This window comes from Streptomyces sp. NBC_00846, assembly GCF_045207325.1.
In the GTDB taxonomy this organism is placed as follows: Bacteria; Actinomycetota; Actinomycetes; order Streptomycetales; family Streptomycetaceae; genus Streptomyces.
This window is the reverse complement of record NZ_CP108846.1, coordinates 4,778,969-4,798,948: the sequence shown is the minus strand read 5'-3', so window position 1 is coordinate 4,798,948 and position 19,980 is coordinate 4,778,969. Positions and strand designations below refer to the sequence as shown.

At 70.1% G+C, this 19,980-nt stretch carries 20 protein-coding genes and 1 pseudogene; 12 read left to right on the top strand and 9 right to left on the bottom strand.

The features are described from left to right. Positions 1-77 precede the first annotated feature (77 nt). From OG936_RS22260 to OG936_RS22250, 3 genes are all read left to right on the top strand, one after another. Entirely contained in the window at positions 78-572 is a 495-nt protein-coding gene (locus OG936_RS22260; protein ID WP_406500555.1) for a sigma factor-like helix-turn-helix DNA-binding protein, read from the top strand. Next, complete coding sequence (locus tag OG936_RS22255) at positions 569-814, top strand: hypothetical protein (RefSeq protein WP_406496908.1); 246 nt, start codon at positions 569-571, stop codon at positions 812-814. Before OG936_RS22260 ends, OG936_RS22255 begins: the two co-directional genes overlap by 4 nt. A 79-nt stretch (positions 815-893) precedes the next feature. After that, the gene (locus OG936_RS22250; protein ID WP_266748176.1) at positions 894-1,079 is read left to right on the top strand and encodes a DUF1059 domain-containing protein; all 186 of its coding nucleotides are present in this window, start codon (positions 894-896) and stop codon (positions 1,077-1,079) included. Positions 1,080-1,222: 143 nt separating this feature from the next. Here the strand turns inward: OG936_RS22250 and OG936_RS22245 are convergent, their stop codons facing one another. Continuing rightward, positions 1,223-2,368 (bottom strand): cystathionine gamma-synthase, encoded by a 1,146-nt coding sequence (locus OG936_RS22245; protein WP_406496906.1) that lies wholly within the window; start codon positions 2,366-2,368, stop codon positions 1,223-1,225. A gap of 68 nt (positions 2,369-2,436) precedes the next feature. Between OG936_RS22245 and OG936_RS22240 the strand changes: the two genes are divergently transcribed. From OG936_RS22240 to msrA, 3 genes are all read left to right on the top strand, one after another. Beyond that, positions 2,437-3,540 carry a hypothetical protein gene (locus tag OG936_RS22240; protein WP_406496904.1) on the top strand — a complete coding sequence of 368 codons (1,104 nt, stop codon included), beginning with the start codon at positions 2,437-2,439 and terminating at the stop codon, positions 3,538-3,540. A 343-nt stretch (positions 3,541-3,883) separates the two neighbouring features. Next, the gene (locus OG936_RS22235; protein ID WP_406496902.1) at positions 3,884-6,547 is read left to right on the top strand and encodes a hypothetical protein; all 2,664 of its coding nucleotides are present in this window, start codon (positions 3,884-3,886) and stop codon (positions 6,545-6,547) included. Positions 6,548-6,637: 90 nt separating this feature from the next. After that, entirely contained in the window at positions 6,638-7,306 is a 669-nt protein-coding gene (gene msrA, locus OG936_RS22230) for a peptide-methionine (S)-S-oxide reductase MsrA (protein ID WP_406496900.1), read from the top strand. A 160-nt stretch (positions 7,307-7,466) separates the two neighbouring features. Here msrA and OG936_RS22225 read toward each other — a convergent pair whose 3' ends face one another. Continuing rightward, positions 7,467-8,900: an APC family permease gene (locus OG936_RS22225; RefSeq protein ID WP_406496898.1), complete on the bottom strand. Its 1,434-nt coding sequence runs from the start codon at positions 8,898-8,900 to the stop codon at positions 7,467-7,469. Between the two features lie 324 nt (positions 8,901-9,224). Here OG936_RS22225 and OG936_RS22220 point away from each other — a divergent pair, with 324 nt between their 5' ends. From OG936_RS22220 to OG936_RS22210, 3 genes are all read left to right on the top strand, one after another. Further along, positions 9,225-10,661, top strand: a complete 1,437-nt coding sequence (locus OG936_RS22220) for an aldehyde dehydrogenase family protein (RefSeq protein WP_383752792.1) — start codon at positions 9,225-9,227, stop codon at positions 10,659-10,661. A 130-nt stretch (positions 10,662-10,791) separates the two neighbouring features. Continuing rightward, positions 10,792-11,325 (top strand): Lrp/AsnC family transcriptional regulator, encoded by a 534-nt coding sequence (locus tag OG936_RS22215; protein WP_406496896.1) that lies wholly within the window; start codon positions 10,792-10,794, stop codon positions 11,323-11,325. A 198-nt stretch (positions 11,326-11,523) separates the two neighbouring features. Continuing rightward, complete coding sequence (locus OG936_RS22210; RefSeq protein WP_266748165.1) at positions 11,524-12,069, top strand: hypothetical protein; 546 nt, start codon at positions 11,524-11,526, stop codon at positions 12,067-12,069. Between the two features lie 98 nt (positions 12,070-12,167). On the opposite strand, the gene OG936_RS22205 is transcribed toward OG936_RS22210, so the two are convergent. The 3 genes from OG936_RS22205 to OG936_RS22195 all read right to left on the bottom strand — a co-directional run bounded on the left by OG936_RS22205 (position 12,168) and on the right by OG936_RS22195 (position 14,164). Then, positions 12,168-12,575 (bottom strand): hypothetical protein, encoded by a 408-nt coding sequence (locus OG936_RS22205; RefSeq protein ID WP_406496894.1) that lies wholly within the window; start codon positions 12,573-12,575, stop codon positions 12,168-12,170. A gap of 237 nt (positions 12,576-12,812) precedes the next feature. Next, the gene (locus tag OG936_RS22200) at positions 12,813-13,823 is read right to left on the bottom strand and encodes a hypothetical protein (RefSeq protein WP_406496892.1); all 1,011 of its coding nucleotides are present in this window, start codon (positions 13,821-13,823) and stop codon (positions 12,813-12,815) included. After that, a complete protein-coding gene (locus OG936_RS22195; RefSeq protein ID WP_406496891.1) occupies positions 13,823-14,164 on the bottom strand; it encodes a hypothetical protein in 342 nt (113 codons plus the stop codon). The genes OG936_RS22200 and OG936_RS22195 overlap by 1 nt, the downstream gene beginning before the upstream one ends. 147 nt (positions 14,165-14,311) lie before the next feature. Here OG936_RS22195 and OG936_RS22190 point away from each other — a divergent pair, with 147 nt between their 5' ends. After that, on the top strand, positions 14,312-14,719 hold the full coding sequence (locus tag OG936_RS22190; RefSeq protein ID WP_406496889.1) for a YrdB family protein: 408 nt from the start codon (positions 14,312-14,314) through the stop codon (positions 14,717-14,719). A 116-nt stretch (positions 14,720-14,835) separates the two neighbouring features. Here OG936_RS22190 and OG936_RS22185 read toward each other — a convergent pair whose 3' ends face one another. Both OG936_RS22185 and OG936_RS22180 read right to left on the bottom strand, forming a co-directional pair. Continuing rightward, complete coding sequence (locus tag OG936_RS22185; RefSeq protein WP_406496888.1) at positions 14,836-15,654, bottom strand: SGNH/GDSL hydrolase family protein; 819 nt, start codon at positions 15,652-15,654, stop codon at positions 14,836-14,838. Next, positions 15,654-15,779: pseudogene (locus tag OG936_RS22180) on the bottom strand (PadR family transcriptional regulator); the annotation flags it as partial. The gene OG936_RS22185 and the pseudogene OG936_RS22180, both read right to left, overlap by 1 nt. A gap of 24 nt (positions 15,780-15,803) precedes the next feature. On the opposite strand from OG936_RS22180, the gene OG936_RS22175 reads away from it, so the two are divergent. Next, positions 15,804-16,235 (top strand): nuclear transport factor 2 family protein, encoded by a 432-nt coding sequence (locus OG936_RS22175; protein ID WP_406496886.1) that lies wholly within the window; start codon positions 15,804-15,806, stop codon positions 16,233-16,235. A 101-nt stretch (positions 16,236-16,336) separates the two neighbouring features. Here OG936_RS22175 and gdhA read toward each other — a convergent pair whose 3' ends face one another. Together gdhA and OG936_RS22165 are read right to left on the bottom strand one after the other, a co-directional pair. Further along, a complete protein-coding gene (gene gdhA, locus OG936_RS22170) occupies positions 16,337-17,674 on the bottom strand; it encodes an NADP-specific glutamate dehydrogenase (RefSeq protein ID WP_406496884.1) in 1,338 nt (445 codons plus the stop codon). A gap of 224 nt (positions 17,675-17,898) precedes the next feature. Further along, a complete protein-coding gene (locus tag OG936_RS22165; RefSeq protein WP_383752818.1) occupies positions 17,899-18,072 on the bottom strand; it encodes a hypothetical protein in 174 nt (57 codons plus the stop codon). 203 nt (positions 18,073-18,275) lie between these two features. Between OG936_RS22165 and OG936_RS22160 the strand changes: the two genes are divergently transcribed. Further along, positions 18,276-19,964, top strand: a complete 1,689-nt coding sequence (locus tag OG936_RS22160) for a glycosyltransferase family 87 protein (protein ID WP_406496882.1) — start codon at positions 18,276-18,278, stop codon at positions 19,962-19,964. The last annotated feature ends 16 nt before the right edge of the window (positions 19,965-19,980 follow it).

The following is a 19,980-nucleotide window of genomic DNA, read 5'->3' as shown; positions in this document are numbered from 1 at the left end:
ACGCCCGGCGCCGCTGAACGGGCCGCCGCGCGCACGCCTCTTGACCGGGAGCCCCCGCGAAGGCTCGGATGAGGACTGTGCGAGAGCGCCAAGCGGGCCGGGAGCGGCGCCGCGCCAAGGAGTTCGAGACCTTCGTGGCGGGCGCGGCCGGCCGACTGCTGCACACGGCCACGCTGCTCACCGCCGAACCCCTGCTGCCGCCCGGGGCGAATCCCCGGGCCCAGCGGATGCTCACGGCCGCGCTTGCACACACGTACGCACAATGGGAACGGCTGCACGGCGAGGACCCGTACGACCGCACCCGGCGGGAGCTGGCCGTCCGGTTCGCCCACGAGGTCTGGCGCCACCACCGGCCGCGCGGCGGTCCGCTGGACCGGCTGACCCCGCAGGAACGCCTCGTCCTCGTGCTCCGGCTGTACGAAGGGGTCGCGGAGGAGCAGGCCGCGGCGCTGCTGGGGCTTCCGGTGGACCGGATCCGGGCGATCTGCAACCGCTCGGTGGCCACGATGCGCGGCACCCGCCGCCCCACGGCGCGGCGCGGGTGGCATCGGCCCATGGAGGCCGCGCCATGAGCCGCGGCGGGGAGGACGAGGTCCGGCACATGCTGGACGGTCCGCACCCGCAGGTCCCCGCCGAGCTCGCACAGCGGGCGGCCGAACGCGGCGCCCGCCTGCTGCGCCGGCGGCGCTTCACCGGCCGGCTGATGCTGCTGCTGACGTGCGCCGCGGTGGTCGCGTTCACGGTGTGGGCGGTGACGGCCCAGCCGTGGCAGGTGCCGCCCGCCGAGACGACGCCGCCGCTGGACGGCTGGTGAGGGCAGGTACCGGGTGACCCGTCGAACTATCCTGGAGCCCTGGAACGGGACGCCATGGGAACCGGCCGAGGAGGCTGTGATGACCAGGAAAGTCGCCGACTGCCGCAAGTATCCGAGCGTCACGAACTGCTCACTCACCATCTCGGGTGAGGAAGAGGAAGTCGTACGGGCCGCGGCGGAACACGCGGTCTCCGTCCACGAGCACACCGACAGCCCGGAACTGCGCGAACAGATCCGGGCATCGCTGGACGACGAGAAGACCTGAGCCCGATCCTGGATCTTTGATCCCGACGTGCCGCGCGCCCGACGTGCCGTGCGAACGGGTCCGGACATCGCCGGACGCATCGCCGGACGACGAGCGGGCCGGGGCCTGCCGGTGGCGCGTGGCCCCGATCCGCCGGGCAGGCCCTATCCGAGCGCCTGCGTCAGATCCGCGATCAGGTCGTCGACGGACTCGATGCCGACGGAGAGCCGGACGAGGTCGGCCGGCACCTCCAGCGCGGACCCCGCCGTCGAGGCGTGCGTCATGCGGCCCGGATGCTCCACGAGCGACTCGACGCCACCCAGCGACTCACCAAGGGTGAACAGCTTCGCCCGGTTGCAGACGTGGACCGCCGCCTCCTCGCCGCCCACGACCCGGAAGGACACCATGCCGCCGAAGGCCTTCATCTGCTTGGCGGCGATCTCGTGGCCCGGGTGCTCGGGCAGCCCCGGGTAGAGGACCTGGGTGACCTTGGGGTGCCGGGTCAGCAGATCGGCGATCTTGGTCGCGTTCTCGCTGTGCCGGTCCATGCGGACCGCGAGGGTCTTGATGCCGCGCAGCACCAGCCAGGCGTCGAACGGTCCGGCTACCGCGCCCATCGCGTTCTGGTGGTACGCCAACTCCTCGGCCAACTCCGGGTCGTTGACGATCAGCGCACCGCCGACGACGTCCGAGTGGCCACCCATGTACTTGGTGGTGGAATGCACCACCACGTCGGCCCCCAGGGCGAGGGGCTGCTGGAGGTAGGGGCTGGCGAAAGTATTGTCGACGACCAGCCGCACACCCGCCGCGCGGGCCACTCCGGCGATCGCGGCGATGTCGGTGATGCCGAGCAGCGGGTTGGACGGGGTCTCCACCCAGATCGCCTTGGTGCGCGGGGTGATCGCCGCCCGTACCGACGCCACGTCCGAGGTGTCGGCGACGGAGAAGTCCACGCCCCACCGCGAGACGACCTTCGCGAACAGCCGGAACGTGCCGCCGTAGGCGTCGTTCGGGATGACCACGTGGTCGCCGGGGCTGAGCAGCGTACGGAGCAGGCAGTCCTCGGCGGCGAGTCCGGAGGCGAAGGCGAGCCCGCGACGGCCGCCCTCCAGAGCCGCGAGGTTGTCCTCCAGTGCGGTACGGGTCGGGTTGGCGCTGCGGCTGTACTCGTAGCCACCCCGCAGCCCGCCCACGCCGTCCTGCTTGTACGTGGACACCTGGTAGATGGGCGGAACGACGGCGCCGGTGAGGGGATCGGCGGTATTTCCCGCGTGGATCGCGAGAGTCTCGAAACTCTGCTGGTCACTCATGGGGCCCGAGCGTAGTTCGTTACGAGGGCGCCCACCGGACTACCGGGCCGTCCGGTGACAATGGGGGCATGGAGATTCTCTGGTTCCTGCTCGCGCTGTGCATGCTCGCCGCCGTCGTCGGCCCCTTCGTGCTGCGCCGCCGCGGCGGTATCCGCCAGGTCCTGCCCGGTTCGCCGGACGCCGCCGACCCGGATACGTACGGCTTCGCCCGCCAGGAGGAGCTGGACATCCGGCTGCCGGGCCCGGACCAGGATCTCCTCGATGTGCTCGACGTCGTGCAGCGCTCCCAGGACTGGCGGGCGGCCTCGCAGTTGCTGGCCGGTACGCCCAAGGAGGGCGAGGTGCGGTGGCAGCGGGTGCAGGCGTTCGCCGGGGCCGCCTCGCTGGAGCTGGCGCAGCAGCCCGGCGTCGGCGGTGCGTGGCTGCGCGCGTGGCGGGCCGAGGCGCCGAAGGACGCGGGCGGCGCGGCGGTGCACGCCGAGTTCCTGGTGCAGCAGGCGTGGCGCTCCTCGACCGCGGGGACGGACGACTTCCGGATCATCCTGGAGGAGGCCCGCACGGTCTGCGGCGAGGCGGCACTGCTGGCGCCCGGCGACCCGGTCCCGTACATCGTCGAACTGGCCGTCTCCCGCGGACTCGGCTACTCCCACGAGGAGTTCGACCGGCTCTGGGCGAAGGTGATCGACCGGGCCCCGGCCCACATGGGCGCGCACATCGCCGCGCTGCACTACTGGTGCGAGAAGTGGCACGGCTCCCGCGAGGCGGCCGACCGCTTCGCCACCACGGCCGCCGCCCGCGCCCCGCAGGGCTCCCTGCTGGCCGCGCTGCCGCTCTTCGCGGTGTACGAGCATCTGCCCGAGGTCAATCTCGTACAGGGCTTCTACCGCGGCGCGGTGGTGACGAAGGCGGTCGAGGGCGCCCTGTTCGCGGTGCACGCGGCCCGTACGGACGACCCGATGCTCGCCCACGTCCGGCATCTGCTGGTCCTCTTCCTCGTCCGGATGGAGCGCTGGTCGGAGGCGATGAACCAGTTCGTCCACATCGACGGCCACGTGGGCGCCCTGCCGTGGACCCAGAGCCCCGACCCGGCCGCCGAATACACGGTCTACCGGGCCCTCGCCGTCGCCGGCTACGAGGCGAACGGCGGCAGCCCGGCGACGCTGCCGCGGTAGTCGTGAGCCGCGGCGCCCGGCGCCTGCCGTCGATGCGCTGCCGGGCCCACTGCCTTGGCGACGGACGACTGCCCGGCGGCGGACCGGTGACATCGCCGGAGCAGCGACCCGGCGGCGGACCGGTGACATCACCGGGGCAGTATCCCGGCACCCGTTCCGCGGGCGATGAACTGGGGAGTGGCGCGGTACCCGTCCCCAGGCGATGGCCGGGGGTGACGCGGCCCCGGTCCCGGGCTGCCCCCATATCGCGTTGCCGCGCCCACCCGCGGGACGACATACTCCGATTCCCCACGCGCACCACGACCACCACCACCTTTCCCGTCCCCATGGGGGAATCCGTCCGATGAGCCCAACTCTGCGTGCCCTGCGCACCGTTGCTCTTCTCACCGGCTTCTACGTGCTGGGCTTCCTCCTGCTCGCCATCCTCTGCGTCGTTGACTGGGCCGCGTTCCGCTGGACGTGGACGCCCATCGCCGTGATGGTTCTCGCCCGCACCTTTGTGCCGGCGCTCCCGATCGTGCGCAGCATGTTCATGCCGCGCACGCCGGACAACAACGACGTGCGCGGACTGCGTGTCGACGACACCCGGCAGCCCCGGCTCTGGGCCATGGTCCGCGACCTCGCCGACCGGGTCGGCACCCGCGCACCCGATGACATCGTGCTCACAGACCAGGTGAGCGCCTCGGCCGTCGAGGACACCAGGCTCCTCGGCCTGGTCGCCGGCCGACGCCGGCTCCTCGTCGGGCTGCCTCTGATGGCCGGAATGTCCGAGGCCCAGCTGCGTTTCGTGCTCGCGTACGAGATGAGCCGCTACGCCAATTCCGAAACCCGACTCGTCGCGGTCATCACACGCGGCCAGGACCGGACCGCCCGCGCCGTCGCCCACTTCCGGGAGCAGGCGGACAAGGCCGTCGCCAGGGAGCGGGAACGCCAGGAGAAGAAGGCCGCGAAGGCGCGCGCCAAGGGCAGGAAGGCCAAGAAGATCGACCCGGACCACGCCGGTGCCCCGCACCGCGTGTTGGCGGCGCTGTACCAGAGGTACAGGAGCTTCTCCACGCGCGTCACGATGTCCGGCACCCACCGCGCGGAGTTCGCGGCCGATGCCGCCGCGGCGAGGATCGCGGGCCGTGACGTGAGCGCGTGCGCACTGCTCGAGATCCAGGTCCTCCACGACACGCACGAGGACTACATGGAGAAGTACGCCATGCTCGGTGTGAAGGCCGGGATGCTGCCCCCGCCCGGCCAGGTCCTCGGCGGTCTACGGCATGTGCTGGCCGCGCGCAGGGACGAGCTGGACGAGTTGCGCAACTCCCTGCCGTCCGAAGTGGACGCCTCTTACGCGGATCCGTGGATCACGGAACGCATCGCCCGGATAGAGGCGATGCCGGACAACGGGCCCGCGTCGGAGCCCGTGGAGCCGGCCCTGGGCCTGCTCGTCGACACCGAGCGCACGCTGGCCGCTGTCGAGGAGCAGGTGCTGACACCGGAGATGCTGCGGCTGCGCCGGGTCGACTGGCCGGACCTGGTGCACGAGTCGATATCGACATACGGAAAGTGGTCGGCGCAAAAGTTCAGGACGGCGGTCGCCGGGGTGACCGGCGGCGACGGCTCGGTGACCGACGCGCTCGACGCGATCGACGCGGGCGCACAGTGGCAGATCGCCGACCGGCTCCACACGTCCGACGAGGCCCGGGAGGCGACCGGTCGTGTGGCCCGCGAGTTCGCCAGGCCCGGACTGCGCGTGGGGCTGCGGCAACTGGCCGAGGGCGAGTACGTACGGCAGGGGCGTGCCCGCTGGCGGCTGCCCTGGACCGACGACGACGCCTCACTGGAACTCCCGCGAGGCCACGCGGAGTTGCTCTCATCGGCGTTGGACGCGGCGGTGGCGGATGCCCCGGACACGAAGCCGCTGCGCGCGCTGCTCACGCCTGACCGCCGTACCCCTCTCCGAACCGGACCGGAACCCTCCCTGGCGCCCCGGCTGCTCCAGTCGGCCGCCGCTCTGTGCGAGTACCTCCGGACGGTGTGGAAGAAGACGAAAGTGCGGAAGAAACCGCCGCGGACCGCCGAGAGCACTCCCGGCACGCGCGACGAGGAGATCCGCTGCGCCGTCCGTTCCGGCGACTGGCGGGCGGGCGCCGCCTTCCTCTACGAAGCGGGCCGGGACTGGCAGGAGCGATACCGGCGCGCCGCCGTCCTCCAGGACGAGGCCGCGGCCGACGACGCCTGGCTGCTGGCCTGGCGCGCCGCGCGGCCCAAGGACGCGGGCGCGGCCCTCGTGCACGCCGGCGCGTTGATCGGCGTCGCGGCGGAGGTGCACGGTACGAATCCGACGCAGCAGCCCACATGGGAGCAGTCCTCCGTCTTCCGCCAGGTGATGGCCAGGGCCCGCGAGGCATGCCACGAGGCCCAGGCCCTGGCGGGCGACGACCCGTGTCCGTACATCGCCGAGATTCCCTGTGCCCTCGGCCTCGGCTACGAGCAGAACGAGTGCCGTGCCCTGTGGGCGAAGATCGTCGTGCGCGACGCGCCCTACCTCGCGGCCCACGACGCGGTGCTCCGGTACTGGTGCTACCGGTGGGCCGGCTCGTACAGGCAGGCCGAGTACCTCGCACGCGAGGCGGCGCGGCAGAGCAGCCCCGGCCGGCTGCTCTCGCTGCTTCCGCTGTACGCCGCGTTCAAGCAGGAGCGGGCCGACCGGAACACGCACGCGGATGTGTACTACAAGAGCCCGGAGCTGATCGCCGCCGTCGACACCTGCCTGGTCGACGTGGCGGCCGCCGCGGCGGCCGACCTCGAGGACCGGCGGATCGTCCGGGCCCGCCACCTGCTCGCCTGGACGCTGTACTGGCAGGACCGGTACGAGGCGGCGGTGGAGCAGTTCCGCTCAATCGACGGCCCCGTCGACGACAGCACCCCGTGGTCGTACTTCGGGAATCCGAAGAATTTCTACGTCCGGTGCCGCGACTACAGCGCCATGCAGGTCGTGGGCGCGAACGGCGACTGACCGTCGCGTACGCGCCGGGGGCGCCGGAATCTCCGGCGCCCCCGGCGCGTTGTACGGACCGGAAAACCCAGCCCTCGGAGGAGCCCCCGCATGTTCCTGCAACGCCGTACCCCCCAGCTCCCCACCCCCGAGGAGGCCCTGAAGGGCCGCCCCACCCCCGAATTCACCGTCCCGTCCCGCCACACGGTCCTCGGTAACCCGCTGCTGGGCCCGTACCCGGAGGGTCTGGAGGTCGCGGACTTCGCGCTGGGCTGTTTCTGGGGCGCCGAGCGCAAGTTCTGGCAGACGGACGGCGTCTGGACGACGCTCGTCGGCTACCAGGGCGGCTCCACGGAGAACCCCACGTACGAAGAGGTCTGCTCGGGCCTGACCGGCCACACGGAAGCGGTCCGCGTGGTCTTCGACCCGAAGACCGTCTCGTACGCCAAGCTGCTGAAGCTGTTCTGGGAGTCCCACGACCCGACCCAGGGCTTCCGCCAGGGCAACGACGTGGGCACGCAGTACCGCTCGGCGATCTACACCCACTCCCCCGAGCAGGCAGCGTCCGTGGCAGCCTCCCGCGAGGCCTACCAGAAGGTCCTCACGGGCTCCGGCTACGGCGAGATCACCACGGAGATCCTCCCGGCGCAGGGCCGCACGTTCTGGCCGGCCGAGGCGTATCACCAGCAGTATCTTGACCGCAACGTCAACGGGTACTGCGGGATCGGCGGGACGGGGGTCTCCTGCCCGATCGGGGTGGCTCGGGCCGACGGCGAATGAGCCCTGTCTTCGCTCCTGACCTCTCGTCGGTGCTCCCCTGGTGACGAGTAGCGTGCCTGTCCGGTGACAACTACCGCTTTCGCGGGGTGCCGGCCGGAGGGGTAAGTCTCCAGGGCGCGCCGGTCGCTTCCCCTGCCGGCGCGTTCAGGCACCGGCCGGCTCAGACGCGGGGGGTTTCCGCCGTCTCGTCGTCGGCCGCGGATCCGTCGGCGGGTGCCGGAGCATCGCGGTCCTGGACGCGGCGGCGGTACTCCCACAGCAGGACCGATGCGACCATCACGCCGAGCGCGATGGCGAGTTCCTTGTATCCGCCGTAGCCGGTGATCGCGAAGCCGGTGGCGCCGACGACCAGGATGACGCCGAGCAGTGCGGTCAGGACCCAGGCCAGCGGCACGAAGAAGTTCGGGAGCCGGATCGGACGCGCCAGGTCGGGCCGGTCCCGGCGGAGCAGGGCGAAGCCGGAGATCGCCAGGATGTGGGTGAGGATGTAGCCCAGGTTGCCGGTGACGATGATCGCCAGCGGGGTCTTGAGGACCACCAGCACGACCACGTTGAGCAGCAGCGCGACGGTGAGCGCGCGGGCCGGTACGCCGCGCCGGTTGAGCACGCCGACCTGACGGACCGTGACGCCCTGCCGTCCCATGCTGTACAGCACGCGTGAGCCGTCGGCCAGGCCGGTGATCATGATGAGCAGCAGCGAGGCGATGAGGAAGACGATCATCAGGTCGGCGGCCCCGCCGACCAGGTTGTGGAAGGCCCCGACGTAGAACGCGGTCGGGTCGTCGCCGATGGTCTTCTCCCCGACGTAACCGGAGAGCGCCAGCGGCAGCAGGATGAAGATGCCGAGGCAGAACAGCACGCCCGCGCGCAGCGCCCGGGAGGTGTCCCGCACGGTCTCCTTGTACTCGGGGGCGAAGGTCGCGCACACCTCCACGCCGAACGAGGTCCAGGCCATGATGTACAGCCACACCAGGGCCTCGCGGAGTCCGCTCATGCCGTGCAGGTTCCAGTGCAGCCCGGCCGTGCTCCAGTCACCGGTGAGGAACGGTCCCACGATGAAGACGGCGAGCGGGATCAGCAGCACCCCGCCGGTCACGTAGACCACCCACATCGCCGCGTGCAGGCCGTACATCGCCGCCCCGTACAGCAGCGCCATGACGACCAGACCCACCACGATCGGCAGGCTCAGCTCCGCCACGCCGAGGTCGAGCGTCCAGTTCTGACCGGGGAACCACTGCGCCTGCACCAGGGAGCCGATGATGCCCGCGTACACCGACAGCGCGGTGGTCCAGGGAAGCCAGTAGCCGATGCCGGCCAGGGCGCCGACGGCAGGGATCCGGCTGCGCCAGCCCTCGGTGGCGTAGTGCGCGATACCGCCCGACGACTCGGGGAACATCGCGGCCATCTCGGTGTAGATCCAGTTGGTGGCGGTGGCCAGCACCATCGACACCGTCCACAGGACGATCGCGCCCCATGCGCCGAGCCCTCCGATGGAGGCCCCCAGCGATGCGATCAGCGCCGCCGGCATGGTCAGCGACATCGCGAACCCGTCGTACCAGCGCATCTTCTTGGCAAGGGCAGGTTGCTCGGACATGGGTGTCCCCTTCAGAGGGAGAGCGGGGGCTTCAGGCGGAGAACGAGAGAGCTTCAGACAGCGCGCGAGGAGCTTCGGAAAGAGAGCATCGGGCCGCAAGCAGAGGCAGAGCGCGTGGAGCTTCGGACGAAGAGCGACAGCCTATGAGCCACGCACCGTAGAGCTGACGATTTCGCCATGTCAATGGATTGAACCTGCTCATTCAGCAGGAGATCAGCCTTTAGATTGTTGATTCAGACCCATTGACACCCTTCGATTGCCCAACCGATGGTGAGGTGCGTCACTTCCCTCGCGCCCTCCCGGCGCCAGACCAGAAGGGCACCCATGTCTGCCGTGCACCCGTTCTTCATCAACGGCGGCTACGCCGACGGCACCGGTACCGAGACCTACGACGTCATCAGCCCGGCCACCGGCGCGCACATCGGTACGGTCCCGCTCCCCACCGCCACAGACCTCGACGCCGCCGTGAAGGCCGCCAACGAGGCGCAGGCGGCCTGGGCGAAGGTCAACGTCTGGAAGCGCGCGGAGATCTGTCACCGCGTCGGCGACGCGCTGTCCGCCCGGGTGGAGGAGCTGGCCCGCCTGCAGACGCTGGAGCAGGGCAAGCCGCTCGCCGAGTCGGTCGCCGACATCGAGGAGGCGGCGCAGCTGTTCCATCTGCACGCCGAGGACGCGGTGCGCCTGCACGGCGAGACGATGCCGTCCACCGACAGCACCAAGCGGATGTGGACGTTCTACCGGCCCGTCGGCACCTGGGGCATCATCACGCCCTGGAACTTCCCGCTGCTGATGCTCGCCGAGTTCGTCGCCCCCGGTCTGGCCACCGGAAACGCGCACGTCGTCAAGCCGCCGTCGAACACGCCGCTGACCGTACTGAAGGCCATGGAGGCGATGGTCGAGGCGGGGGTTCCCGCGGGTCTGGTCAACATCCTGCCCGGCGAGGGCACGGCCGGGGACATGCTGGTGCGCCATCCCGGCATCGACGCCATCGGCTTCATCGGCTCCTCGGCGACCGGCGCGAAGATCGCGGCCGCCGCCGGCCTCAAGCGCTCCATCATGGAGTGCTCGGGCAACGGCCCGCTGGTGGTGCTCGCCGACGCCGACCTGGACGCGGCGGCCCGCGCCGCGGTGTACGGCGCGTACCTGTGTTCCGGGCAGGTGTGCTGTGCCACGGAGCGGGTGGTCGTCCACGCCGACGCGCACGACGACTTCGTGGCGGCCGTACTCCGTGCCGCCGAGGACGTCGTGCTCGGTGACCCGTTCGACGCGGCGACGAACCTCGGCCCGCTCAACAACGAGGGTGTCGCGGCCAAGATGGACCGGCACATGGCGGACGCGCGGGAGCACGGCGCGCAGATCCTGCTCGGTGGGCAGCGCCGCGCCGGGCAGCCGACCGGCCTCTACTACGAGTTCACCGTGGTGGACGGCGTACCCGAGGACAGCCTGCTCTCCCGCGAGGAGTCCTTCGGCCCGGTCGTCCCGATCATCACCGGCGGCTCCGACGACGAGCTGCTGCGGATCGCCAACGACGACAAGCTCGGCCTCCAGGGCGCGGTGTTCACCCGGAGCATGGGTGCCGCGTACCGGTTCGTCGAGGAGATGGCCGTCGGTCAGGTCGTGGTCAACGACAGCACGTGCTTCTGGGACATCAACATGCCGTTCGGCGGGGCGGGCAGCCGCGGCACCGGCTGGGGCCGCATCGGCGGCAAGCACACCCTGCTCGACATGTCCGACTTGCGTACGGGTGTCATGAGCATCTGAACGGGCCTGTGACCGGGGCGCCCGCAGGGGCTCCGTACCCTGCACCGACCGGACCCGGTGGCCGCTCCTGGATCAAGGGGGCGGCCACCGTCCGGGACAGTCCGCCGGACGCGACCTCCGGAGCAGCCGTATGTCACCCGCGAGCCCGCTCGACGACATCGACCGGCGCATCATCGCCATCCTGCAGACCGACGGACGCCGCGCCTACAGTCTGATCTCCTCGGACGTGGGCATCCCGGCCTCCTCCGTCCGCTACCGGGTGCAGCGGTTGCAGGATGCCGGCATCCTGCAGATCGTCGGCATCGCCAACCCGCTGACCATCGGTTTCGACCGCATGGCGATGATCGGCGTCCGGGTGCGGCCCGGCATGGCCCAGCTGGTCTGCCGGGCGCTGCGGGAGCTCCCCGAGACCGCGTACGTGATCATGACGGCAGGTCGGTTCGACGTCATGGCCGAGGTGATCTGCCGGGACACCGATCACTTCACCGACCTGATGACGCGGCGCCTCCACCTGATCGACGGGATCGTCGCCACGGACTCCTTCTTCGTGCTGGAGGTGCACAAACTGGCGTACGGGTGGGGCGTCGGCGAGGTGGAGGCCTCCGTCCTGGACGCCCCAGGGCCCCCCGAGGACGCGGGCATCGACCAACGGGCCGACCGCTGACCGCGGTTCCTCGGCGGACGACGGAACGAAAGTTCACGATCCGCGTTGACCTCAACCCGGGAAGGGGAAGCCAACAGTATGGCGAGGCGACAGCGGAACCCAGGTTTAGGCGGAAACCGCACCCATCTCCGTCGGCGGCGAACGCCAGTGAGAGGCGCCGACGAGGTGGGTGGCCGTTGGGTAAGGAGGGCCACCGGTGTGTTCACCTTTGTCGCGCTCGTCGCCGGCGTGGTGGGGCAGTCCCTGGGGATCTGGAAAGATCTCCTGGAACAGTTCGGCGACTCGGATTCATCACAGCCGAGTGTTTCCGCCTCGCCGCGCAATATGCCGGGCCCGTCGGCTGGTTCCTCATCCGACTGCGGCAAGTCGAGCAAAGATGTCGTTCTCAAGCTGAACGGGAAGCCAAATCATTCGGTGGCGCATGTGGTCGCCACAGTGTCCTGCGACCTCGCACCCGGTGACCACCTTGCCTGGGTGGTGCGGAAAGTTTCCGGTACGGCCGCCGCCCCGCACGTGCACTACACGCTGCGGAACGACCTGAATCAGGGACCGGGCGATTACCCCTACGACGCGAATCTCAGCACGACGACACCAGGGTCCGAGCGCACTGTTTCCGTGCTGTTGATGAACAGCGATACGTACCAAACGGCGAAGAAGACAACAGACCCCGAAACGGGCTATGTTCAGTTGCCGTCGCCACCTCCCGTCGTGTCAAACTCTGTGTTGATCAAGACGCCGGAGTGAAGTCGATGGCAGCGCACGCCGGTATGGGCGCGGACAACAACAGCAACAGCACAGCCTCCGAGAGGTAGCGCGACCTTTTGGAATGGTCTCGCCCGTAGTCACGCGTCGTCAGCGGGTCCGGGCCGGTCCACGCCGGCACCGTCTTCACGAGGGCTCATACGGCTCGCGATCGAGCGGAAGCTCCTGAGGGATCGGTGTGGGTCCGGGTGCGGGCTGCGGCGGTGCGCCATCAGCTGGCCGGCAATAATCAAGAAGAGACCAGCGAACAGGAAGGCGTTTCCGCCGAAGAACCGGATCTCCCAGGAGACGCTCGGCAGGATTCGGAAGTAGAAGAGGCCCTGAAGAACAAGGGACGTACCCGTCAGCAGGGTACCGAGGCCGTGGAGCTGAGGTCTGGTGACGTGGCGGCGCGCCGTGGGCAGGATCCACCCTGTTCGGAGCGTCACCAGCCCCAATGCGATCAACAGCAGACCCATGAGCACGTTCGCTCCGACCACCCATGCCATGAGGGGCGCTCCATTCTCTGATGAGGTGCGGTCCGGAACGTGGGTAACGCCCGCTCCGGAGATGCCCGCATGGTCGCCGGACCTGGCGGGGCCCGGCAATGCCGGACCCAGGCAATCTCAGGCGCGTTTCCACTGCCGCCTCGATCGCCTGATGCCGACGGGACACTCTCGCCCTCTCCGTTGGTTGTCTCAACACCTGCCTGTCCAGGGCGGACTTCACCGTCCTCTCGCCCAGGTTCAGCTGCAACCTGCCGCCCGAGTGACGGCACCGGTGAAGCCCTCGAACCGCTCCTTGTCGGGACGCAACGCTTCCGCCCCGGGCTCCTTCTCCGCTGTGTTGCCAGGCGTACCCATTTGCAGGAGGGTCGGTTTGCCTCCGCAAGTGACAAGCGCCTCGCCCGGGTGGCTCAGCGACTCGGACCGGACGCTGGAGAGGCCGATCAATCGGGGGTCCTGGGTGACGGTGAAATTCACGGTGCCGTGAGTATCGCCTTCGAGGCCGATCGAGCAGCTCCACAGGCGGAAGTCTCCCGGGGTCACGTATTCCTGGAAGGTGGTGCCGGTCGTCCTGAGAGGGGTGAACCCGGGAAGGCCGCACGCCTTGCCGGGGGTGAGCGCCCGTGGTTCGAGCAGCCGAGGAGCATCCTCCGGAGCGGCGAACGCGCGGTCAGAGCACCCCAGTTGCTTGGTCAGGGTTGATCCGGCCTTCATGAGGACTTCGGTCATCCGCTTCTGGAGGGTGCCGTCCTGCCAACGCTCCTCCTGATCGTTCACCGCCTTGATCTGCAGATACGGTGCAGCACCCTTGCCCAGTGCCCCGGCACAGCCGGAGGGAAGCAGTACCCCGGCGTACCTCCTATTGACCCAGCCGGCCACCCCGGCGATCGGCGCGCGGAACAGGGACTCGGCGGCGACTTCGTCGGCCGTCCGCCATACGCTCGTTTCAGGGGGCATGTTGTTGATGTCGAGGGTGAACTCCTCGCGCATCGCGGCCGCGCTGCCCGAGCCGCCCCACACCTGGCAGTAGGACAGCCCGGCGTCGTTCAGGCGGCGTTCCTCCGAGGCGTACCGCTCCAGCGGCTGCACGCTGAGCGCGGACACATCGCGTCTTGAGAGAGTGCCCCAGCAGAAGCTCTGCTGCTCCGGCTCCTGTTCCTCTCCGCGCAGGAGGGCGAACACCACCGTCCCGGCCACCACGATCAGTCCGGCAACTCCCGCAGCAATGAACTTCGTCCGTCGTCGACTCATCAGCCCGCGACCTTCCCCGTGCGGCTCACGCCACTGGTGAGGCCGTCGTTGTACGAGCCCGTCGCACCCTTCTGCGGCACACTCCCGAACTGCCCGGTGTCCGTTTCCGTCAGGTACCACTGGCCCTTCGGGATCTTCTCCTTGACCGCTTGCACCAGCATCGAGTTGATCAAGTCGTGGTTGACGCCCCCGGCCGGGCCCAGCGGAGCGCTGGGGGCGGTGACGGTGGCAGGGTTCGCGGACAGGGCGGACAGGGCGGACAGCAGACGCGTTTCGGTGCCGCTGACGTTGCCGTCAAGGACATCAGCCTTCGACTGTTGCCACTCGTCAGCGATCGACACGTGTCTCCCCCCATCAGACGACCTGATCGTTTCTCACTGCAAACTATCGAAGCATCACCCAGAACGACAAGGAATGATCAGTTGCTGCGGGATTCCAGGGGCACCGGCATTCGGCGCCCGCCCGTGAGGAAGAGGAGTTCCCCACCGATGACGAGCGAAGGCCACGGCGTTTCCGCCGCCCCGGACGGGCGGCCCTGGTTCATGGTCAATGAAGGCGTGGCGTTTCTCGTGGAATTGGCGGCGCTGGGCGCGCTCGGCCGGTGGGGATTCGCCACTGGTGACGGCACGGTCGCCCGGCTGCTGCTCGGGATCGGGGCGCCCGGCGCGGCCGTCGTGTTCTGGGGGCTGTTCGCCGCCCCGCGCGCCCGTTTCCGACCGCCTCTCGTGGGGGTTCTCCTGGTCAAGGCCGTGGTCCTCGGTGGTGGTGTGTACGCGGTCCACGCGGTGGGGCATCCGGTGGCAGCGGTGGTCTTCGGGGGCGTGGTGGTCGTGAACACGGTCCTGGCGGAGACCTTTCGGCGCCGCGCGCCGCGCCCCGCAATGCCGGCTGCCTGACGTGAGTGTTGGGTTCCTGGCCGGTGCGGTGACGTGATCGCGGACCGGTAGCGGTGGTGGCGCTTGCTCGGGAGTCCGTCGGGAAGAGAGGAGACCGCCCGGGGCCGATGCTGTCGCTACGAAGATTCCCGTTGACCGGTGTCCTCCGCGGAGTCGGGCGTGGCACTCAGGGGCAGGAGCTGGGGGCGTTTCGCGGTGCGGCCGTCGCCGGAGGACTGACCGCGCAAACGGCGTCCGAGCCAGGGGCCGAGAAATGCGGCCGCCCAGCGCAGTTCGGCTCCTGCGGCTCGCCGGCCCGTGGGGACCCTCTGTGGCGGCAGGGGGAGCGTCCAGGCGTCGTCGCTTCCGGGCAGGTGGATGGCTTGGGCGACGGCTGCGGCGATCCGCTCGTGACCGAGGGGGCTGGCGTGGAGTCGGTCCGCACTCCACAGCCGTGGATCGGTGGCGACGGCCTGCCGGCCGGTTTCGGCGACCGCGACCCCGTGACGGGTGGCCGCAGCGCGGATGCGGGTATTGAGGTCGAACACGCGGGACCTGATCGGCCGGGCAAGGGGCACGATCTTCCCTACGTCGGGAAAGGTCAGCGTCACGACGTGGGTCCCGGCTGCCGTGAGCGCGGCGAACATCTCTTCCAGGTGCCCGGCCACCTCTACGGCGTCGAACCGGGGCCGGAGCAGGTCGTTGACCCCGGTGACGACGGTGGCCAGGTCGGGCCGCAGGGCCAGGGCGGGCCCCAGCTGTTCAGTGCGGACCTGGCCGGCGACACGGCCTCGTACCGCAAGGTTGGCGTACCGAAGCCCCGGGTTGACGGCCGCGAGGTGGTCGGCGAGCCGGTCGGCAAAGCCGCGTAGGCCGACGGCATCGTCCCCGTCGCCGAGCCCTTCGGTCTGGCTGTCGCCCAAGGCGACGTAGCGCAGGTATTCACCGTTCGGCATGTCGACTGCCTCTCCCAGAGGACGGCTGCGATTCGCAGGCACCAGTCCTGGTGCTCCTGCTCAAAGGCCAGGCCGCGCAGGCAGGTCAGGTACGGCCCGATCCGCTCGCCCCGGCGGAGGAACTCTATCCTTGAGTATCGGGAGGGGCCATGGAGGCTGCCGAACGCTTCCGCGCTGCCGTGGAGAAGGGCGAACTCGCGGCACTGGACTACCTGTTCACCGAGGACATTCGCCTCTGCGGCCCCGTGAAGTTCACGCCCTTCGAGGGCAAGCCCATGGTGCTGGGACTCTTCGGCGTCCTGCTGCGCACCTTCGAGGACTTCCGCTGCATCGGACACTTCGAGGGCACGGCCGAGACCAGTACCGACGGCGGAGAATCTCCGTCGGCGATCCTGCTCCTCCGCGCCTCCGTGAACGGCGAGCAGATCCACGGCATCGACCTGCTCCGGTTCGACGGGGTTGGCCGGGTCAAGGAGTTCACTGTGATGGTTCGCCCCCGGTCCGCTGTGCACGCCCTGGGCCAGGCCGTACTTGCGGGCCTGGTCGCCGACGACCTCGTCCCCAAGGCCGTCGACCGGTAGAGGGGCCACAAGGCGGGACCGCCCGGTGCGACCGGTGACGGCCTCGGCCCGGCCACGTTTCCGTGGCCGGGCCGAGGCCGTCACTGACACTGTCGGACGGGTCAGATGAGACCCTGCGCCAGCATCGCGTCCGCGACCAGTTCGAAGCCGGCGATGTTGGCGCCGACCACGTAGTTGCCGGGGCTGCCGTAGCGTTCCGCGGTGGTGTGGCAGGAGTCGTGGATGTGCCGCATGATCTCCGCGAGGCGCTCCTCGGTGTGGGCGAACGTCCAGGAGTCGCGGGAGGCGTTCTGCTGCATCTCCAGGGCGCTGGTGGCCACGCCGCCCGCGTTGGCCGCCTTGCCGGGGGCGAAGGCGACGCCCGCCTCCTGGAGGACGCGTACGGCCTCCGGAGTCGTGGGCATGTTGGCGCCCTCGGCGACCGCCTTCACGCCGTTGCGTACGAGGGCCAGGGCGTCGGCCTCGTGCAGTTCGTTCTGGGTGGCGCAGGGCAGGGCCACGTCGACGGGGACGTTCCAGACACCGGTGCCGGGGACGTACGTGGCGTGCTTGCCGCGGCGCTCCGCGTAGTCCGAGACCCGGCCGCGGCCGGCCTCCTTGATCTCCTTGAGGAGGGCGAGGTCAATGCCCTTCTCGTCGACGACGTAGCCGTTGGAGTCGGAGCAGGTCACCACGGTCGCGCCGAGCTGCTGGGCCTTCTCGATCGCGTAGATCGCGACATTGCCCGAGCCCGATACGGAGATGCGCTGCTCGTCGAGGGACTCGCCCCGGCTGCGGAGCATCTCGGCGGTGAAGAGCACACAGCCGTACCCGGTCGCCTCGGTGCGCACCAGGGCGCCGCCCCAGCCCAGGCCCTTTCCGGTGAGGACGCCGGACTCGTAACGGTTGGTGATCCGCTTGTACTGGCCGAACAGGTAGCCGATCTCGCGGCCACCGACGCCGACGTCACCGGCGGGGACGTCGGTGTACTCGCCGAGGTGGCGGTGGAGTTCGGTCATGAACGACTGGCAGAACCGCATGATCTCGGCGTCGGAGCGGCCCTTCGGATCGAAGTCCGCGCCGCCCTTGCCGCCGCCGATGGGCATGCCGGTGAGGGCGTTCTTGAAGATCTGCTCGAAGCCGAGGAACTTCACGATGCCGAGGTTGACCGAGGGGTGGAAGCGCAGCCCGCCCTTGTACGGTCCGAGCGAGCTGTTGAACTCGACCCGGAAGCCGCGGTTCACGTGGATGTCGCCGGAGTCGTCCGACCACGGCACGCGGAAGATGAGCTGGCGCTCCGGCTCGCAGACCCGCTCGATGATCCGGGCGTCGACGAATTCAGGCCGCTGTTCAAGGACCGGGCCGAGGGTTTCCAGGACCTCCCGTACCGCCTGGTGGAATTCGTTCTCACCCTGGTTGCGGCGGAGAATCTCCGCGTACAGCGGCTCAATGACACGCATCTGATCAAGACCTTCCGTGAGTGCCCATCGCGCGCATAGGTGCCCTCGTCCTGGGGCACCAGCGGTCCCCCTCTCCATTGAGGGCGTCGCCCGGACCGCGCGCGCTGCGGCTCACGAAAGCGACGTACCGAACCGGTGTGGCACTTCGATTGTCCCAGTGGCCCCGGAAGATCGTCTACGTGTCCGCACAATGGACCACTTTATGGCTGCACGCCCGTACGGCTTTATGGCTGCACGTCCGTACGGCGCAGCATCCACAGCCCCACTCCGGACGCGAGGACGACCACTCCGGAGACGACACTCAGAGCGATGTTCAGGCCGTTGTCCTCCACGAGGAAGTTCAGGAAGACGTTCGCGGCGATCGCCGCGCACAGCACGATCCAGAGCAGGGCTTTCACGGAAACCTCCAGGGTCGGGGCGGTGTGTTGCGGCGTGTACCGCGGCTTGTCTTGCGGTGTCTTGCGGCTTTCCTTGCGGCGTCTTGCGCTGAGTCCATCCTCAACGCCGGTATCCGCCGCCACGAGGGGCCGGGCCCCCGGATCCGTGGTGTAGCCGGCTCCACCCTCGTGCGGGTACGGACGGCCCCGTTAGGGTCTGCGGGATGGGGACCACCGAGAGAACGGCGGCGCGCGGGCGGACGGGCGAGCCGGGAAGCGAGCGGTCCGGCGCCGGTCCGCGACCGGCGGCCACGGGTACGGGTACGGGTACGGGTACGGACGCCGCGCGGTGGCGGGTTCCGGGCGTCGCGGTGCTGGTCGTCGTGCCGTTGTACGTCCTGTGGGCGCTGGCGCTGGCCACCGGCGGCGGTGATCTGTCGGCGCAGTTCGCCTGGGCCGGGTTCGCGTCCCGGCATCCCGGGTCCGCGTACAACCTCTCCTGGTACGGCGGGATGCACACCGCCAACTACAGCCTGCTGGCGCCACCGCTCATGGCGGTGTTCGGAGTGCGGGCCGTCACCGTCGCCGCCGGGCTCGGCGCATCGTGGGCACTGGGGCGGCTCTGTGTGCGGGCCGGGGTGCGGTGGCCGGCCGCGGTGTCGGTGCTGGGGTCGTTGGTGCTCTGGTGCAATGTCGCGTCCGGGCGTACGACGTTCGCGCTGGGCGTGGCGATCGGGCTGGTCGCGCTGCTGTACGTACGGCACCGGCCGGGCGTCGCCGCGGGCTGTACGGCGCTGGCGACGGCGGCGAGTCCGGTGGCGGGACTGTTCCTCGTGGTGGCGGGTGGGGCGTACGGGCTCGACCGGCAGTGGCGGCGGGCGGCGGCGCTCCTCGTGCCGCCGTTCGTGGTGGTCGCGGCGACGACCCTGTTGTTCCCCTTCACGGGCGAACAGCCGATGGCCATGGGGAAGTTGTGGGTGCCGTTGGCCGCCTGCGCGGCCTTGTGGCTCGGGGCGCCGCGCGAGGGCGGCTGGCGGGTGGTCCGGTTCGCGAGCCTGGTGTACGGGGCCGGTGTCGTCCTGACCTTCCTGATCCCCTCGCCCATCGGGACGAACGTGGAGCGGCTGGTGGGGCTGGCCGGCCCACCCGTGCTCCTCGCGGCGGCACTGGCCGTCCTGGCGGGGTGGGCGCGGGGCGGGTGGCTGCTGCGGGTGCGGGCCGTCCTGCTGGTCGGGATGCTCGCGTACAACACCGGCTGGCTGGTCGACAAGACCGATGACGATCTGCGGGTCTCCACCACCGTGCCCGCCTGGGCGGCCCACACCGACGGCGTGGTCGCCGAACTGCGCAGGCTCGGTGCCGAACGGACCCGGGTGGAGGTCGTACCGGCCCGCAATCACCGGGAGGCGGCCGTGCTCGCCCCGCACGTGAACATGGCGCGCGGCTGGAACCGTCAGCTCGACGTGGAGCGCGGGCGGCTGTTCTACGGGAGGACGACGCCGGCCCCGGCCGCGTACCGCGCCTGGCTGGACCGGTGGGGTGTGGGCCTCGTGGTGCTGCACAACGGCAGGCCGGACGGGCCGGCCGAGGCGGAGGCGGACCTCGTCCGGCGCGGCACGGACTGGCTGGAGCCGGTGTGGCACGACGCGGACTGGCGGATCTACCGGGTGCAGGGCGCCGTCCCGCTGGTCTCCGCCCCGGGCGCCGTCGTACGCGGGGACGACGCCTCCGTGGTGGTACGGATGCCCGCCGCCGGGTCGGTGACGGTACGGATCGCCTACTCGCCGTGGCTGCGGGCCGACGGCGGCGGATGCGTACGGCAGGACGGCGAGTGGACGCGGCTCACGGTGACGCGGGGCGGCGAGTACCGGCTGGATGCGCCCTACCGGTTGTGGCCGTTCGGATCGTGCTGACGCGTACGGCGTACGG

Excerpts from the sequence above, each read along its gene's own strand:
- OG936_RS22190 (WP_406496889.1), top strand. The coding sequence starts at position 14,312 with ATGACGAGCGAAGGCCACGGCGTTTCCGCCGCCCCGGACGGGCGGCCC.
- OG936_RS22160 (WP_406496882.1), top strand. The coding sequence starts at position 18,276 with ATGGGGACCACCGAGAGAACGGCGGCGCGCGGGCGGACGGGCGAGCCG.
- OG936_RS22225 (WP_406496898.1), bottom strand. The coding sequence starts at position 8,900 with ATGTCCGAGCAACCTGCCCTTGCCAAGAAGATGCGCTGGTACGACGGG.
- OG936_RS22185 (WP_406496888.1), bottom strand. The coding sequence starts at position 15,654 with ATGCCGAACGGTGAATACCTGCGCTACGTCGCCTTGGGCGACAGCCAG.
- OG936_RS22240 (WP_406496904.1), top strand. The coding sequence starts at position 2,437 with ATGGAGATTCTCTGGTTCCTGCTCGCGCTGTGCATGCTCGCCGCCGTC.
- msrA (WP_406496900.1), top strand. The coding sequence starts at position 6,638 with ATGTTCCTGCAACGCCGTACCCCCCAGCTCCCCACCCCCGAGGAGGCC.
- OG936_RS22175 (WP_406496886.1), top strand. The coding sequence starts at position 15,804 with ATGGAGGCTGCCGAACGCTTCCGCGCTGCCGTGGAGAAGGGCGAACTC.
- OG936_RS22245 (WP_406496906.1), bottom strand. The coding sequence starts at position 2,368 with ATGAGTGACCAGCAGAGTTTCGAGACTCTCGCGATCCACGCGGGAAAT.
- gdhA (WP_406496884.1), bottom strand. The coding sequence starts at position 17,674 with ATGCGTGTCATTGAGCCGCTGTACGCGGAGATTCTCCGCCGCAACCAG.
- OG936_RS22255 (WP_406496908.1), top strand. The coding sequence starts at position 569 with ATGAGCCGCGGCGGGGAGGACGAGGTCCGGCACATGCTGGACGGTCCG.
- OG936_RS22205 (WP_406496894.1), bottom strand. The coding sequence starts at position 12,575 with ATGGCATGGGTGGTCGGAGCGAACGTGCTCATGGGTCTGCTGTTGATC.
- OG936_RS22235 (WP_406496902.1), top strand. The coding sequence starts at position 3,884 with ATGAGCCCAACTCTGCGTGCCCTGCGCACCGTTGCTCTTCTCACCGGC.
- OG936_RS22215 (WP_406496896.1), top strand. The coding sequence starts at position 10,792 with ATGTCACCCGCGAGCCCGCTCGACGACATCGACCGGCGCATCATCGCC.
- OG936_RS22220 (WP_383752792.1), top strand. The coding sequence starts at position 9,225 with ATGTCTGCCGTGCACCCGTTCTTCATCAACGGCGGCTACGCCGACGGC.
- OG936_RS22200 (WP_406496892.1), bottom strand. The coding sequence starts at position 13,823 with ATGAGTCGACGACGGACGAAGTTCATTGCTGCGGGAGTTGCCGGACTG.
- OG936_RS22250 (WP_266748176.1), top strand. The coding sequence starts at position 894 with ATGACCAGGAAAGTCGCCGACTGCCGCAAGTATCCGAGCGTCACGAAC.